Source organism: Streptococcus vulneris, from assembly GCF_019218685.1.
In the GTDB taxonomy this organism is placed as follows: Bacteria; Bacillota; Bacilli; order Lactobacillales; family Streptococcaceae; genus Streptococcus; species Streptococcus vulneris.
In genome coordinates, this window is sequence record NZ_JAHUZC010000004.1 from 1 (window position 1) to 16,282 (window position 16,282).

Annotated in this window: 12 protein-coding genes and 3 pseudogenes; 9 read left to right on the forward strand and 6 right to left on the reverse strand. The window is 42.6% G+C overall.

What is annotated here, in order from left to right; all coding sequences use genetic code 11:
- Positions 1 to 894: pseudogene (locus KUA57_RS09690) on the forward strand (adhesive domain-containing protein); the annotation flags it as partial.
- Positions 895 to 950: 56 nt separating this feature from the next.
- Here KUA57_RS09690 and KUA57_RS09750 read toward each other — a convergent pair.
- The 3 genes and pseudogenes from KUA57_RS09750 to KUA57_RS04210 all read right to left on the reverse strand — a co-directional run.
- Positions 951 to 1,157, reverse strand: a pseudogene (locus KUA57_RS09750) (MiiA motif-containing surface protein); the annotation flags it as partial.
- Positions 1,158 to 1,256: 99 nt separating this feature from the next.
- Positions 1,257 to 4,931: an accessory Sec-dependent serine-rich glycoprotein adhesin gene (locus KUA57_RS04205; protein WP_218493689.1), complete on the reverse strand. Its 3,675-nt coding sequence runs from the start codon at positions 4,929 to 4,931 to the stop codon at positions 1,257 to 1,259.
- 707 nt (positions 4,932 to 5,638) lie between these two features.
- Positions 5,639 to 7,183, reverse strand: a complete 1,545-nt coding sequence (locus KUA57_RS04210; protein WP_001025437.1) for a peptide chain release factor 3 — start codon at positions 7,181 to 7,183, stop codon at positions 5,639 to 5,641.
- A gap of 212 nt (positions 7,184 to 7,395) precedes the next feature.
- Here KUA57_RS04210 and gatC point away from each other — a divergent pair, with 212 nt between their 5' ends.
- The 8 genes and pseudogenes from gatC to nusB all read left to right on the forward strand — a co-directional run bounded on the left by gatC (position 7,396) and on the right by nusB (position 12,978).
- Positions 7,396 to 7,698: an Asp-tRNA(Asn)/Glu-tRNA(Gln) amidotransferase subunit GatC gene (gene gatC / locus KUA57_RS04215; protein ID WP_000705419.1), complete on the forward strand. Its 303-nt coding sequence runs from the start codon at positions 7,396 to 7,398 to the stop codon at positions 7,696 to 7,698.
- Positions 7,698 to 9,164 carry an Asp-tRNA(Asn)/Glu-tRNA(Gln) amidotransferase subunit GatA gene (gatA, locus tag KUA57_RS04220; RefSeq protein WP_218493690.1) on the forward strand — a complete coding sequence of 489 codons (1,467 nt, stop codon included), beginning with the start codon at positions 7,698 to 7,700 and terminating at the stop codon, positions 9,162 to 9,164. Before gatC ends, gatA begins: the two co-directional genes overlap by 1 nt.
- Positions 9,164 to 10,606 (forward strand): Asp-tRNA(Asn)/Glu-tRNA(Gln) amidotransferase subunit GatB, encoded by a 1,443-nt coding sequence (gene gatB, locus KUA57_RS04225; protein WP_218493691.1) that lies wholly within the window; start codon positions 9,164 to 9,166, stop codon positions 10,604 to 10,606. The genes gatA and gatB overlap by 1 nt, the downstream gene beginning before the upstream one ends.
- Positions 10,607 to 10,660: 54 nt before the next feature.
- Positions 10,661 to 11,056, forward strand: a complete 396-nt coding sequence (locus KUA57_RS04230) for a hypothetical protein (RefSeq protein WP_218493692.1) — start codon at positions 10,661 to 10,663, stop codon at positions 11,054 to 11,056.
- 108 nt (positions 11,057 to 11,164) lie between these two features.
- Positions 11,165 to 11,458 (forward strand): annotated as a pseudogene (locus tag KUA57_RS04235) (hypothetical protein); the annotation flags it as partial.
- Positions 11,459 to 11,588: 130 nt separating this feature from the next.
- Positions 11,589 to 12,149, forward strand: a complete 561-nt coding sequence (gene efp, locus KUA57_RS04240; RefSeq protein ID WP_218493693.1) for an elongation factor P — start codon at positions 11,589 to 11,591, stop codon at positions 12,147 to 12,149.
- A 21-nt stretch (positions 12,150 to 12,170) separates the two neighbouring features.
- Positions 12,171 to 12,560 carry an Asp23/Gls24 family envelope stress response protein gene (locus tag KUA57_RS04245; protein ID WP_218493694.1) on the forward strand — a complete coding sequence of 130 codons (390 nt, stop codon included), beginning with the start codon at positions 12,171 to 12,173 and terminating at the stop codon, positions 12,558 to 12,560.
- Complete coding sequence (nusB, locus tag KUA57_RS04250) at positions 12,553 to 12,978, forward strand: transcription antitermination factor NusB (protein WP_049546925.1); 426 nt, start codon at positions 12,553 to 12,555, stop codon at positions 12,976 to 12,978. The genes KUA57_RS04245 and nusB overlap by 8 nt, the downstream gene beginning before the upstream one ends.
- 265 nt (positions 12,979 to 13,243) lie before the next feature.
- On the opposite strand, the gene KUA57_RS04255 is transcribed toward nusB, so the two are convergent.
- Genes KUA57_RS04255 through accC form a run of 3 tightly spaced genes read right to left on the reverse strand, consistent with a single transcriptional unit; the run spans position 13,244 to position 16,278 of the window.
- Positions 13,244 to 14,011 carry an acetyl-CoA carboxylase carboxyl transferase subunit alpha gene (locus KUA57_RS04255; protein ID WP_218493695.1) on the reverse strand — a complete coding sequence of 256 codons (768 nt, stop codon included), beginning with the start codon at positions 14,009 to 14,011 and terminating at the stop codon, positions 13,244 to 13,246.
- Positions 14,008 to 14,874 carry an acetyl-CoA carboxylase, carboxyltransferase subunit beta gene (gene accD / locus KUA57_RS04260; RefSeq protein ID WP_218493696.1) on the reverse strand — a complete coding sequence of 289 codons (867 nt, stop codon included), beginning with the start codon at positions 14,872 to 14,874 and terminating at the stop codon, positions 14,008 to 14,010. Before accD ends, KUA57_RS04255 begins: the two co-directional genes overlap by 4 nt.
- 36 nt (positions 14,875 to 14,910) lie before the next feature.
- Positions 14,911 to 16,278 carry an acetyl-CoA carboxylase biotin carboxylase subunit gene (gene accC, locus KUA57_RS04265; RefSeq protein WP_218493697.1) on the reverse strand — a complete coding sequence of 456 codons (1,368 nt, stop codon included), beginning with the start codon at positions 16,276 to 16,278 and terminating at the stop codon, positions 14,911 to 14,913.
- Between the last annotated feature and the right edge of the window lie 4 nt (positions 16,279 to 16,282).

Consider the following 16,282-nt stretch of genomic DNA (forward strand, 5'->3'; position numbering starts at 1 on the left):
GATGCTGAGGCGCTTGCTACTGCACTAGTAGATGCTGAAGCTGAAGCCACCGCACTGGTTGATGCTGAGGCTGAAGCCACTGCGCTAGTCGATGCTGAAGCACTTGCTACCGCACTTGTCGATGCTGAGGCGCTTGCTACTGCACTAGTAGATGCTGAAGCTGAAGCCACCGCACTGGTTGATGCTGAGGCTGAAGCTACTGCGCTAGTCGATGCTGAAGCTGATGCGACTGCACTTGTTGACGCTGAGGCTGAGGCTACTGCGCTAGTTGACGCTGAAGCACTTGCCACCGCACTTGTTGACGCTGAAGCACTTGCCACCGCACTTGTTGACGCTGAAGCTGAGGCGACTGCACTTGTTGATGCTGAAGCTGATGCGACTGCACTCGTTGAGGCTGAAGCTGAAGCTACTGCACTTGTTGACGCTGAAGCTGATGCTACTGCGCTAGTTGACGCTGAAGCACTTGCCACCGCACTTGTTGACGCTGAAGCTGAAGCCACCGCGCTGGTTGACGCTGAAGCTGATGCTACTGCACTAGTAGATGCTGAAGCTGAAGCCACCGCACTGGTTGACGCTGAAGCTGAAGCGACTGCGCTTGTTGATGCTGAGGCGCTTGCTACTGCACTTGTTGATGCTGAAGCTGAGGCTACCGCGCTAGTCGATGCTGAGGCTGAAGCTACCGCACTGGTTGACGCTGAGGCGCTTGCTACTGCACTTGTTGATGCTGAAGCACTTGCTACTGCACTTGTTGACGCTGAGGCACTTGCTACCGCACTTGTTGACGCTGAAGCTGAAGCTACTGCGCTCGTTGACGCTGAGGCTGAAGCTACTGCACTAGTTGACGCTGAAGCACTTGCTACTGCGCTCGTTGATGCCGAGGCTGAGGCACTTTGACTTGCACTTGTCGACGCGGACACTGATGCACGGTAATCTGAATCAGATATATCTGGCGTTACCGTATTCACCGTTCCATCTTTATAAGTGATAGTCACCGTTCCGTTTTCTGCAATAGAATAACTTCTAATACGGTTTGCAATCTCTGGATTTGCTGTTTTCACAGCAGCCAAGATTTTATCTTTCTCACGCTGGTTCAGAGCGTTTGGATGTTCAACTTGGAAGACTACTGACGGCTTCTTACCAGGGAATCTTTCATTCAATTTACCTTGCGCAACAACTGCTGCTGGAGTACGTGCTTCATTATTAGACAGGTCTACAGCTTTTACGCCAAGTGTCCATTTATTCCCGTCTGCATATTCCTAATTAGGATTATAAGTCGCTGTATACTCTAAAGTAGCAGGAGCATTCGTTGGTTTATTCTTAAATCCTGGCGCGCTATCATTCGAAGAATAGTTGCCTGAGAATATTCTATCTTTATCAGAAACACCATCATAAAGTTTCAAGTCTCTAAGTTTGCCACTATTATCTGAACCTTTCAAGACAACTTTAACTTCATCTCCTGCAAAAATCTCGTATCCACTCGTACCAGGACGGACATTATTTTTCGGAGAAAGTTTTTCCCACTTACCATTATTCTTGACATAGATTTCAAATTCAGGATTTGGAACTACATTTTCGTTAGTAATTGTCTTAGTAGTTGTGACAGAAGTAAGGGTCTCTGTTCCTCCAGGAGTCGTTACAACTTTCTCTTGTTTAACCGTTACATTTCCTGTAGGTAAGAGTCCATTATTGGCATCCGTAACGCGTTTCAAATCAGACGGTTCAAATGTCAGACTTGTTCCTGTTGCTTGTTTTTTAACTGTTTGACCTGCAATCGTTAAAGTGACTGTTGCTCCTGGTGTTACGTTATTTACCACAATCGAACGATTTGGCAAACCACCTTTTTCATTCACTGAATCAGCTGCAATTTCAGGGGCTTGTGGATTTACTTTCACAGTAACAGGGACATTCTGTTTAACTCTGACCCCTGTTGAATCTGCAGGTAGTTCTACTTCTACTTCCTTAGTAAAGACTCCTACCTCAGTGAGTGACGGCGCACCATCAACCCACTTGTAATTAGTATTTGTCGTGTTAAAATCTGGGCTTCCAGATACTTTTGTAACGGCTTCTTTAGGATTTGCTACAGCTTTTTTATAAGCTGGATCATCTGTCTTATTTTGAGTAAAGATATAAGAACGATTTGATTCAAACTTATAGACATCATGGACAACATCAACTGTATGACTTAATTTATTAGAGTCATTTTCCCCCATACGACCTACAGGATAGGTAAAGGTCACTTGGTAGGTATGTCTCCCTGTCTCATTTGTATTGATAGGCGAGCTAGAAACTACTTGACCATCTTTACTCCAAGCTTGGCTTGCACCACTTGGATATCCGACAGTTCCCTCTCTATCAACATAATTATGCCAAACTGTTCCCTTATGAGGAGCTGTTCCTTGAATATCATTTACTGGATCTTTAGATTTAATTGTCGCCAGAACTTCATAATCTACAGTAACATCTTCGCTTCCACCATTTGGATATTCGATATGGGCAACTGCTTGTTTAGAACCTGTCTCTGATGTATTAATTCCTGCCCCTTGTTTCCAAGTAATTCTTGTTCCAGTAGGAAATTCTTTACCATTAGCACGCTGGATAAAGTTACTTGCATTCGCTAAGTCATCAGCTTGCTCACCTATGTAAGTATAGACTTTAGGGACTTTGGCAATTGGATTGTATTTTTCTAAGGAAGCATTGATAGTACTTGTGCTACCATCACGATAAGTCACTGTGATCGTACCATTTGTTGAAACTTCAATCTTAGCTTTCGTTCCTGGGAAGGTTAAAACGGTACCATTTGCGTCCGAAGTTACGTTTGCTTTTGATGCATCTTTAGTAAGGTCTTGATTAGTTAATAAATCTCGTTTATTGGCTGCATTATTAATAAAGTTATTATAAACTTCTGCAATTTCTTGCGGTGTTAAATGCTCCAAATCCTTAACTAAGACAGTATTCCCACTCTGAACATCATGGCGTTCGTTGAAACCTTTGATGGTGTAGGTAAGAGTTGTCTCAGATGATTTATTTCCCCAATCAGCTGCACCAATACGATAGCTATAGGTTTTTCCTACTACAGCGGACGCCTCTCCGTTACCTACAGTACCAGAAATACCTGTTCCAATATTTTTAATTTCCTCATTTTGATTTAACCATGGGCTTCCAGTACTAGGCACATAAGGATTATATCTCGGATTGGGTCGATTTATTTCTTGACCCATCAATTGTCCGCCATAAGTGACTCCAGGAATGGCATCCTGCTTGATAATTCCGTATTGGCGGATACTAGCTCCATTTTTTAAAATAGGAAGATTATGAACGAAATAATCATCATTATAAACATCGAAATGAGTTCCATTATTATTCTGGATAATTGGACCTGATTTATTTACAGAAGGTGCAGGTGTCGGTTTTGATGCAGTATACCCTGTTGGAACACTTGCCGATTGAACTCTAGAAGCATTCCCTTGAGTATTTTGCCCGATAGGTGCTGAGCTGACCTGCACCTGCATATCTGCAGCCGCAGTCGGCACATTGTTATCGTATTTAACTTTGACTACAATCGTACCACTTAAGTTTCCATGTTGTCCATGTCTGTAATTATAAACAATTTCAGAACCCTGAGTAAAGGTTGGAGTCATCTGATTGTCATTAAATGTTGCACTTTGGACATGACCTCCTTGGCCGACATTTACCCTAACACCTACATTTCTCAAAGGACTATTAGCCTGAACATTCATAGTGTACGTCGCGATACCAGTAGCCTTATCAAAAGTAACGTCAGGACTACTTACCGTCATACGACTGTCAGTCTGAGGAGAAGCCCAACTTGCTCTTAGAGAAGCATCGCGTAACATTGGTTGCCCATTTCGTGCATCGCGCGTACCTGATTGCGCTCTTAAAACAGCATTAACAATAGAATTACGAGCCAAGGTAGCTTTTTGCACCACCGCTGTCCAGTCACTCGTTGGATTTGCCAAAGCTTTTTCAATGGCTGTCACTGCTGCATTTACCTTAGTAATTGCAGAATCAGTGTTTGGTAAACCAGCAGCCTTCGCTAAGTATTCACCCATTTCAGCTGAAAGCTTGGTTAACTTCTTACGATTTTCTTCATTTTTCTTTACAGAAGCTTCTACAGATGACAAGGTTGCAGCTGTCGCACCAACTAAACTTGTTGTATCTGAATTCGTTTTAACAGCATTTGACTCAATAGCAGTAGGCTTCAAAATTGATGAATCAATCTTGTCAACCTTTGATTCATTTTGAGTCGATGCTTTCTTATCATCTTGAATTTCAGATACAGTTTTTTCTGAAGAAGCTCCTACAGATGTTGACACGCTACTTGTTTGGCTAGTAGATTGATTCAAACTAGTTGACATACTTGCAGAATCTGAAGTGCTAGTGCTAGCTGAAGATGATGTGCTAGCTGAGGCACTAACTGACGTACTAGCGGAAGCACTTGCTGAAGTGCTGGCTGAGGTACTAGCTGAGGTGCTAGTAGAAGCTGATTCTGAAATCGAAGCGCTTTCACTTATAGAAGTAGACAAGCTAGCAGAATTTTCCGAGTTACTTAGAGATGTCGTACCCAAAACTACTGTATCATTTGTAACTAAAAGATCTGGATTTTCCAGTGTTTTTTCCACTGCTACTGTTTCATTTGCAAATACTTTTGTTTGAGTAGCAACACTACCACCTAAAACTGCTCCTGTGGCGGCAAGTCCCTTGATAATATCCAGACCTGTAATAGAAGGATTCACTTTATCCTCTACTACTTCTGTCATGACTTGAGTCGTATCTACACCACCCCGCAAGACCTTGAATAAACCAAAAAGAGAGGTTGAAGCTCTCAACCAATGTTTTCCTGATTTGATTAACTTATACCGCGTCACTCGATCGGTTTCTCTATACTCACCTTTTTGACGTCTAAAAAACATGTTTTACCCTTTCCCTACATACCAAAAGTGGACAATCCACCCTATTTTAATCATACCTTTAAAGTATACTTTAAATGCAAACGCTTGTCAAGAAATTTGATATATTTTTATATAATATTACCATTCAAATATTTTGAAATATCGAACCATTTATAAGTTTTCTAACAACATCTAATACCTTTGTATAAAAAGCCTCAAATAACTTTTTAAAATATATATAGCTAAATTTATTTTAGTTGTAAAAAGTATATAACGTTCGGATTTTCAACATATTATATAAACAAAATATAAAAACTTGACTATTCATGTTTCATTGATAAATCCATAATGTAATGCAAAAATACTATCTAGGTAGGTCTTGTGACAATAGATTTTCATAAAAAATCGCTTCGAATCAACTCGATTCTCCTCTGTAACTCCTATCAAAAATGCCCACAATTAGGTTATAATCATGGGCATTCTATTGATGTTTTTTCTAGTTAGCTAGGCCATTATCTCCCCGTCACGACAGAAAAGCCCACGAATCGATACCATTCGTGGATTTTTCCTAGTAAAGCATTTAGGTAAAACGATTGTTACACTACGACACGGAGTTTGGCAAATCGATTTCATTTGCCAAACGTAGTTAGTAAGGCAGTTAGCTAGTTCGCCAAATAGCGACTAGCGTCCAACAATTAGGAACTTTAGTTCCAATTGTTGGTACTGAGTTACATCTTCTCTTCCAACTCTACATCTGGATACTTGTCCGCAAACCAGCGGAGGGCAAAGTCATTTTCAAAGAGGAAGACTGGTTGGTCAAAACGGTCTTTAGCCAAGATATTTCGGCTTGATGACATCCGTTCATCCAAGTCCTCAGGCTTGATCCAACGAACGGTCTTTTTACCCATTGGGCTCATGACTACTTCCGCATTGTACTCGCCTTCCATGCGGTGTTTAAAGACTTCAAACTGGAGTTGACCTACAGCGCCTAGCATATACTCGCCTGTTTGGTAATTCTTATAAAGCTGAATAGCTCCTTCTTGCACCAATTGCTCGATTCCCTTGTGGAAAGATTTTTGCTTCATGACATTCTTGGCAGAAACTTTCATGAAAATTTCAGGAGTGAAGGTTGGCAGTGGTTCAAACTCAAACTTGTTTTTTCCAACTGTCAAGGTATCCCCAACTTGATAAGTACCTGTATCGTAAACCCCGATGATATCTCCTGCCACGGCATTAGTCACATTCTCACGACTTTCCGCCATAAACTGGGTAACATTAGACAGTTTGGCACCCTTACCAGTACGAGGCAAGTTGACACTCATGCCACGCTCAAATTCCCCTGATACGATACGGACAAAGGCAATGCGGTCACGGTGGCGAGGGTCCATGTTGGCTTGGATTTTAAAGACAAATCCTGAGAAATCCTTGTCGTAAGGATCCACAATTTCGCCATCTGTTTTCTTGTGTCCATGTGGTTCTGGAGCAAACTTAAGGAAGGTTTCAAGGAAGGTCTGCACACCAAAATTAGTAAGAGCTGAACCGAAGAAGACAGGCGTCAATTCTCCAGCAAGGATTGCTTCCTCCGAAAACTCATTCCCAGCTTCATTTAAAAGTTCAATGTCGTCTTTGACTTGCTCATAGAAAGGATTGCTACCAAAAAGCTTGTCTCCATCCTCTAGACTGGCAAAACGCTCATCCCCTTTATAGAGCTCCAAGCGTTGGTTATAGAGGTCATACAAACCCTCAAAGGCTTTCCCCATCCCGATTGGCCAGTTCATCGGGTAGCTCGCAATACCCAAGACTTCTTCTAATTCTTGCAAGAGGTCCAGTGGCTCACGACCGTCACGGTCCAGCTTATTCATAAAGGTAAAGACTGGAATGCCACGGTGTTTCACAACCTCAAACAATTTCTTGGTTTGGGCCTCGATACCCTTGGCAGAGTCCACGACCATAACCGCAGCATCCACCGCCATCAAGGTACGATAGGTATCTTCTGAGAAGTCCTCGTGTCCTGGTGTGTCTAGGATATTCACGCGCTTGCCATCGTAGTCAAATTGCATAACAGATGAAGTAACCGAAATCCCACGCTGTTTCTCGATATCCATCCAGTCAGACTTGGCAAAAGTCCCTGTTTTCTTTCCTTTTACCGTACCAGCCTCACGAATCTCACCTCCAAAGTAAAGCAATTGCTCAGTAATGGTTGTTTTCCCCGCGTCTGGGTGAGAGATGATGGCAAAGGTACGACGTTTCTTAATTTCTTCTTGAATATTCATAAGTTCTCTTTCTTTGATTCTCTATTTTTCTTGTTTCGATATCTAAGAATGATTTCTACATTGGATTTTACCATTCCTTTCAACACTCCATTATATCGGATTTTAGCATTTTTTTCAATTTCTATTTCTTTTCACTTCCCCCTCCCTTATTTATAGGAAAATATGGTAAAATAGAACAGACTAAAAATCATCATTTCACGAAAGGATGCAAGATGAAAATTACGCAAGAAGAGGTAACACACGTTGCCAATCTTTCAAAATTAAGATTCTCTGAAGAAGAAACTGCTGCCTTTGCGACTACCTTGTCTAAGATTGTTGACATGGTTGAGTTGCTGGGCGAAGTTGACACAACTGGTGTCGCACCTACTACAACCATGGCTGACCGCAAGACCGTACTCCGCCCTGATGTGGCCGAAGAAGGAACAGACCGTGATCGCTTGTTTAAAAACGTACCTGAAAAAGACAACTACTATATCAAGGTACCAGCTATCCTAGACGATGGAGGAGATGCCTAATGACTTTTAATAACAAAACTATTGAAGACTTGCACAATCTCCTTGTTTCTAAGGAAATTTCTGCAACTGAATTGACCCAAGCAACACTTGAAGATATCCAATCGCGCGAGACAGCTATCAACGCTTTTGTTACCATCGCTGAAGAGCAAGCCCTTGCGCAAGCTAAGGCTATTGATGAAACTGGAATTGACGCTGATAATGTCCTTTCAGGAATTCCGCTTGCTGTTAAGGATAATATCTCTACAGACGGTATCCTCACAACTGCTGCCTCAAAAATGCTCTACAACTACGAGCCAATCTTTGATGCGACAGCTGTTTCCAATGCAAAAGCTAAAGGCATGATTGTCGTAGGGAAAACCAACATGGACGAATTTGCTATGGGTGGTTCAGGGGAAACTTCACACTACGGAGCAACTAAAAATGCTTGGGACCAAAACAAGGTTCCTGGTGGTTCATCAAGTGGTTCTGCCGCAGCTGTAGCTTCTGGTCAAGTCCGCTTGTCACTTGGTTCTGATACTGGTGGTTCTATCCGCCAACCTGCTGCCTTCAACGGAATCGTTGGTCTCAAACCAACCTACGGAACAGTTTCTCGTTTCGGTCTCATTGCCTTCGGTAGCTCATTAGATCAAATCGGACCTTTTGCACCAACTGTTAAGGAAAACGCCCTCTTGCTCAACGCTATTGCTAGCGAAGATGCTAAAGATTCCACTTCTGCTCCTGTCCGCATTGCCGACTTTACCTCAAAAATCGGTCAAGACATCAAGGGCATGAAAATTGCTTTGCCTAAAGAATATCTTGGCGAAGGAATTGACCCAGAGGTTAAAGAAAACATTCTGAATGCGGCTAAGCACTTTGAAAAACTGGGTGCCATCGTCGAAGAAGTCAGCCTTCCTCACTCTAAATACGGTGTTGCTGTATACTACATCATCGCTTCATCAGAAGCTTCATCAAACTTGCAACGCTTTGACGGTATCCGTTACGGCTACCGCGCAGAAGATGCAACCAACCTTGATGAAATCTATGTAAACAGCCGTAGCCAAGGTTTTGGTGAAGAAGTGAAACGTCGTATCATGCTAGGTACTTTCAGCCTTTCATCAGGTTATTACGATGCTTACTACAAGAAAGCTGGTCAGGTCCGTACCCTCATCATTCAAGATTTCGAAAAAGTCTTCGCGGATTACGACTTGATTTTGGGTCCAACTGCTCCAAGTGTTGCCTATGACTTGGATTCTCTCAACCACGACCCAGTTGCCATGTACTTGGCTGACCTTTTGACCATCCCAGTCAACTTGGCTGGTCTCCCAGGAATTTCGATTCCTGCTGGATTCTCTCAAGGTCTACCTGTCGGTCTACAATTGATTGGTCCTAAATACTCTGAGGAAACCATTTACCAAGCTGCTGCTGCTTTTGAAGCAACAACAGACTACCACAAACAACAACCCGTGATTTTTGGAGGTGATAACTAATGAACTTTGAAACAGTCATTGGACTTGAAGTCCACGTAGAGCTCAACACCAATTCAAAAATCTTCTCACCTACTTCTGCCCACTTTGGAAATGACCAAAACGCCAACACTAACGTGATTGACTGGTCTTTCCCAGGAGTTCTGCCAGTTCTCAATAAAGGTGTTGTTGATGCTGGTATCAAGGCTGCTCTTGCCCTCAATATGGACATCCACAAAAAGATGCACTTTGACCGCAAAAACTACTTCTACCCTGATAATCCAAAAGCCTACCAAATTTCTCAGTTTGATGAGCCAATTGGTTACAATGGATGGATTGAAGTTGAGCTAGAAGACGGTATGACCAAGAAAATCGGTATCGAACGCGCTCACTTGGAAGAAGATGCAGGTAAAAATACCCATGGTACAGATGGCTACTCTTATGTTGACCTCAACCGTCAAGGGGTGCCATTGATTGAGATTGTATCCGAAGCAGACATGCGTTCGCCCGAAGAAGCCTACGCTTACCTAACTGCTCTCAAGGAAGTTATCCAGTACGCTGGTATTTCTGACGTTAAGATGGAAGAAGGTTCCATGCGTGTGGATGCCAACATCTCTCTTCGTCCTTATGGTCAAGAGAAATTCGGTACCAAGACTGAGTTGAAGAACTTGAATTCCTTCTCAAATGTCCGCAAGGGGCTTGAATATGAAGTCCAACGTCAAGCTGAAATCCTTCGCTCAGGTGGTCAAATCCGCCAAGAGACACGCCGTTACGATGAAGCCAACAAAGCAACCATTCTCATGCGTGTCAAGGAAGGTGCTGCAGACTACCGCTACTTCCCAGAACCAGACCTACCTCTCTTTGAAATCTCAGACGAGTGGATTGAGGAAATGCGTACAGAGTTGCCAGAGTTTCCAAAAGAACGCCGTGCACGCTATGTGGCCGACCTTGGCTTGTCAGACTATGATGCTAGTCAATTGACTGCAAATAAAGTCACTTCTGATTTCTTTGAAAAAGCTGTTGCCCTCGGTGGCGATGCTAAACAAGTCTCTAACTGGCTCCAAGGAGAAGTTGCTCAATTCTTGAACGCTGAAGGTAAGACACTGGAACAAATCGAATTGACACCAGAAAACTTGGTTGAAATGATTGCCATCATCGAAGACGGTACTATTTCATCTAAGATTGCCAAGAAAGTCTTTGTCCACCTGGCTAAAAATGGCGGTGGCGCGCGTGAATACGTGGAAAAAGCAGGTATGGTTCAAATCTCAGATCCAGCTGTCTTGATTCCAATTATCCACCAAGTCTTTGCCGATAACGAAGCTGCAGTTGCCGACTTCAAGTCAGGCAAACGTAACGCAGACAAGGCCTTCACAGGATTCCTTATGAAAGCAACCAAAGGCCAAGCCAACCCACAAGTCGCTCTTAAGCTGCTTGCCCAGGAATTGGCTAAGTTGAAAGAAGATTAATAGCAGACTTTTTATATACCTTTTTCTACTTTAGTACTTTAGAAAGAAGAAAAAATGAACAAATTTTTACGATTGCTATTTATTTTAGTCATCATCGCTATGTTAGGTGCTTCTATACTACAAATTTTCTTTCCATCATACATGGGAAGTCACTCCGGGTACGGAATCTCTGCTGGTTGGCAACGAGAAATTGGAATATGGAACCTAGCTGTATTAATTCTTATTCTCGGTGTCAATATTAAGTACGATTGGTTTTATCTACGAATCGTGCTTCTCGCTCTCATCTTTGGTGGGATTGGAATAGGAACAAATCACTTAGTCAATTTTATGGAGTACCATTCTCCTGTAAATGCTATCGGTGCTTTTGAAAATTACTTGCTAGCGACGGGGTGGATTGTAGGGTGGCTCATTGAACACCATTCCATAAAGAAGATAACTGCTAGTAAATAACGACAAGTATATCTTAGATGATTTTTAAAGGTTATAATATAGTTTAATAATCATTCAAATTAAGAGATCTACCTTTTCAATAGCCTCAATCCCATATCCTTCTTGAAGAGCTCAGCTACGACCAAGAAAGTCTTTGTCCACCTAGCTAAAAATGGCGGTGGCGCGCGTGAATACGTGGAGAAAGCAGGTATGGTTCAAATCTCAGATCCAGCTGTCTTGATTCCAATTATCCACCAAGTATTTGCGGATAACGAAGCTGCCGTTGCCGACTTCAAGTCAGGCAAACGTAACGCGGACAAGGCCTTTACAGGATTCCTTATGAAAGCAACCAAAGGACAAGCTAACCCACAAGTTGCCCTTAAACTGCTTGCACAGGAATTAGCGAAATTGAAAGAAAATTAATATGTAAAAGAAACCAGCCATGAGGTTGGTTTTTTCTCCCCTACCAAATCTCATTAACTATTTTGGCTTTATTTCCAGAAGATTTTATGGTAAAATGAAGAGTAATAATATTTATTAAAGAGGTAAAAACATGATTGAAGCAAGCAAATTGAAAGCTGGTATGACATTTGAAACTGCAGACGGAAAATTGATCCGCGTTTTGGAAGCTAGCCACCACAAACCAGGTAAAGGGAACACGATCATGCGTATGAAATTGCGTGATGTCCGTACTGGTTCTACTTTTGACACAAGCTACCGTCCAGAAGAAAAATTCGAACAAGCTATTATCGAAACTGTTCCAGCTCAATACTTGTACAAAATGGATGAAACTACCTACTTCATGAACACTGAAACTTACGACCAATACGAAATTCCAGTCGTAAACGTTGAAAATGAATTGCTTTACATCCTTGAAAACTCTGATGTGAAAATCCAATTCTACGGAACTGAAGTAATCGGTGTAACTGTACCAACTACTGTTGAATTGACAGTTGCTGAAACACAACCATCTATCAAAGGTGCTACTGTCACAGGTTCTGGTAAACCAGCAACTATGGAAACTGGACTTGTTGTCAACGTTCCTGACTTCATCGAAGCTGGACAAAAATTGATCATCAACACTGCAGAAGGAACTTACGTTTCTCGTGCCTAATCTCTAGAAAGAGGTCATTCTATGGGAATTGAAGAACAATTTGGCGAAATCGTTATCGCTCCACGTGTACTTGAAAAAATCATTGCCATCGCAACTGCTAAAGTTGATGGTGTCCACTCATTTTCAAATAAATCCGTATCTGATACCCTATCAAAACTCTCTCTTGGTCGTGGCGTCTACTTAAAAGAAAGCAACGAAGAACTAACTGCTGACATCTATCTCTATCTTGAGTACGGTGTGAAGGTACCAAAAGTGGCTCTTGCTATTCAAAAAGCAGTCAAAGATGCTGTCCGTGATATGGCTGATGTGGAACTTGTTGCTGTTAACATCCATGTTGCAGGAATCGTTCCAGACAAAACACCAAAACCTGAGTTGAAAGATCTATTTAACGAGGACTTCCTCAATGACTAGTCCATTATTAGAATCTAGACGTGAACTTCGAAAATGCGCTTTTCAAGCTCTCATGAGCCTTGAATTCGGCACAGATATGGAAACAGCTTGTCACTTTGCCTACACGCATGACCGTGAAGATGCAGATGTGCAAATCCCTGCCTTTCTTCTAAACTTGGTTTCTGGCGTTCAAGCTCAAAAAGACGAATTGGATAAACAAATCAACCAGCACCTCAAGTCAGGCTGGACAGTTGAACGATTGACCTTGATCGAAAAAAACTTACTACGCTTGGGAATCTTTGAAATCACATCATTTGATACACCTCAGCTGGTAGCAGTCAATGAAGCCATTGAACTTGCTAAGAATTTTTCAGATCAAAAATCAGCCCGCTTTATCAACGGACTGCTTAGTCAATTTGTAACTGAAGAAAATGAATAATCAAATAGGTGTTTGGTCTTCCAAGCACCTTTTAACTTTCCCCTCTGCACAGAGTAATACTCTTCGAAAATCTCTTCAAACCGCGTCAACGTCGACTTGCCGTATATGTGTTACTGACTTCGTCAGTTCTATCCACAACCTCAAAACGGTGTTTTGAGCAACCTGCGGCTAGTTTCCTAGTTTGCTCTTTGATTTTCATTGAGTATAAGAAGCACATAAAAACTAGAACTGGCAATCAGTTCTAGTTTTTGCGTATTCTGAAGTATTAGTATTTTCTAAACCGTTGATAGCGCTCTTCCAACAACTCTTCTAATGGTTTTTGTGAAAGCATGGCTAGTTCGGCTTGGAGTTCTTTTTTGACACTCTTAATCAGTTCTTTACTAGAAAGTCCTGCTTCAGAAATCACTTTGTCCACCACGTCCATTTCTAGCAGTTCATGTGAGGTGATTTTCATCAACTCTGCTGCTTCCATGGCACGAGTTCCGTCCTTCCATAAAATGGAAGCAAAGCCTTCTGGGCTGAGAATGGCATAGATAGAATTTTCCAGCATCCAGACACGGTCTGCAACTGCTAGAGCCAGAGCCCCACCTGAACCACCTTCACCGATAATAATAGCAATAATCGGAACTTTCAGGTCACTCATTTCCATGAGATTGCGAGCAATAGCTTCCCCTTGACCGCGTTCTTCCGCGCCGACACCAGGATAGGCACCTGCTGTATTGATAAAGGTCACAACTGGACGGCCAAATTTTTCAGCCTGTTTCATCAAACGTAGGGCCTTGCGGTAGCCTTCTGGATGCGGTTGACCAAAATTCCGCTTGAGGTTATCTTGTAAACTCTTGCCTTTTTGGATACCAACCACTGTTACAGCTTGGTCTCCAAGCCAGCCGATACCACCAACAACTGCACCATCATCACGAAAAGAACGGTCACCGTGTAATTGGATAAAGTCATCAAAAATGCCTGTCGCAAAGTCCAAACTTGTCAAGCGACTCTGCTCACGCGCTTCTCTGACTATTTTTGCAATATTCATCTAGGACTCCCTCCGTGCAATCTGACTAGGCTAGCAATCGTATCTGGCAAGTCTCTTCTTTTGACAATAGCATCCACAAAGCCATGTTCCAATAGGAATTCTGCCTTTTGGAAATCCTCAGGCAAGCTTTCACGAACCGTATTTTCAATGACACGACGCCCAGCAAAACCGACCAAACTCTGTGGTTCAGCCAGAATAATATCGCCTTCCATAGCGAAAGAAGCTGTCACACCACCTGTCGTTGGATCTGTCAAAGTGGTCAGATAAAAGAGACCTGCATTTGAATGGCGTTTAACTGCTGCAGAAATCTTGGCCATCTGCATGAGACTCATGATTCCTTCCTGCATACGGGCTCCACCAGACGCTGTGAAGAGAACAACTGGCAACTGTTCAACAGTCGCATACTCAAACAAGCGAGTGATTTTCTCCCCTACAACCGTCCCCATAGAAGCCATGATAAAATTGGAATCCATAATCCCAAGAGCCACAGTCTGACCTTTAATAAGAGCAGTTCCTGTCACAACGGCTTCGTCCAGACCTGTTTTTTCACGCATGGTTGCTAGTTTCTTTTGATAACCAGGGAAATGCAAGGGATCCTTGCTCTCAATCCCTGTAAACAATTCCTTGAAGGTTCCCATATCAATCGTCAAAGCCAAGCGTTCTTGGGCAGAAATACGAAAGGTATAGCTACAATGTGGACAGATACGTTCACTTCCCAGATCCTTCTGATAGATGGTATGCTTACAGCCTGGACACTGGGAAAATAATTCATCTGGAACCTCTGGCTTGGCTTGAGGTTTTTCCCTAACCGAACGATTGGGATTAATTCGAATATACTTATCTTTTTTACTAAATAGAGCCATTGATTCCCCTTTTCGGTTTAAACTCTTGAAGTCATTTTATTCTTTTTCTTGATACTTGGGTAAGAAGGTTTCCATCAAGAAGGAAGTATCATAATCCCCAGCAATGACATTGCGATCTGAAATGAGGTCAAGCTGGAAATCTGCATTGGTCTGCACCCCTTCAATCTCTAATTCATAGAGGGCACGTTGCATTTTCATCAAGGCATCAAAACGGTTTTCACCGTGTACGATGATTTTGGCAATCATACTATCATAATAAGGCGGAATGGTATAACCTGGATAAACTGCTGAATCCACGCGCAAGCCAACTCCACCACTTGGCAGATGGAGATTAGTAATCTTACCTGGACTTGGAGCAAAGTTGAAGGCTGGATTTTCTGCATTGATACGACACTCGATAGCATGCCCGCGTAGGACAATATCTTCTTGCTTAACAGACAGAGGCTGACCTGCCGCAATGCGAATTTGTTCCTTAACGATATCCACACCTGATACAAACTCTGTTACTGGATGCTCTACCTGAACACGTGTATTCATTTCCATAAAGTAGAAATTGCCACTTGCTTCATCAAGAAGAAATTCAATGGTCCCTGCATTTTCATAACCAACAGACTCTGCTGCTCGAACAGCAGCAGAACCAATTTCATTGCGTAGCGTTTTGCCAATTGCAATCGAAGGACTTTCTTCCAAAACCTTTTGATTATTCCGTTGAAGAGAACAATCCCGTTCCCCCAAGTGAATCACATGTCCATGCTCATCTCCTAGGATTTGAACCTCGATGTGACGAGCTGGATAGATGACCCGTTCTATGTACATGGCACCATTGCCATAATTGGCCTTGGCTTCACTTGAAGCAGTATCAAAGGCGGAAACGAGGTCTTCTGGTTTTTCAACCTTACGAATCCCTTTACCACCTCCACCTGCTGAAGCCTTGAGCATAACAGGGTAGCCAATTTTTTCAGCAACAATCAAGGCTTCCTCAGAGTTATGCACTTCTCCATCCGAACCTGGAATGACAGGCACACCTGCTTTGATCATCTGAGCGCGCGCATTGATCTTATCCCCCATCATATCCATGACATGACCAGATGGACCGATAAACTTGATCCCCACCTCTTCGCACATAGTTGCAAATTTGGAATTTTCACTGAGAAATCCAAAACCGGGGTGAATGGCTTCTGCCTCAGTCAAGACTGCAGCTGATAGAACCGCATTTATATTGAGATAAGACTCTGTAGGCTTACCAGGACCGATACAAACCGCTTCATCTGCCAAAAGCGTATGAAGGGCTTCCTTATCAGCAGTTGAATAAACCGCCACCGTTGCAATCCCCAATTCACGCGCCGCACGGATAATACGAACCGCAATTTCACCACGATTGGCAATTAAAATTTTTCGAAACATGGAG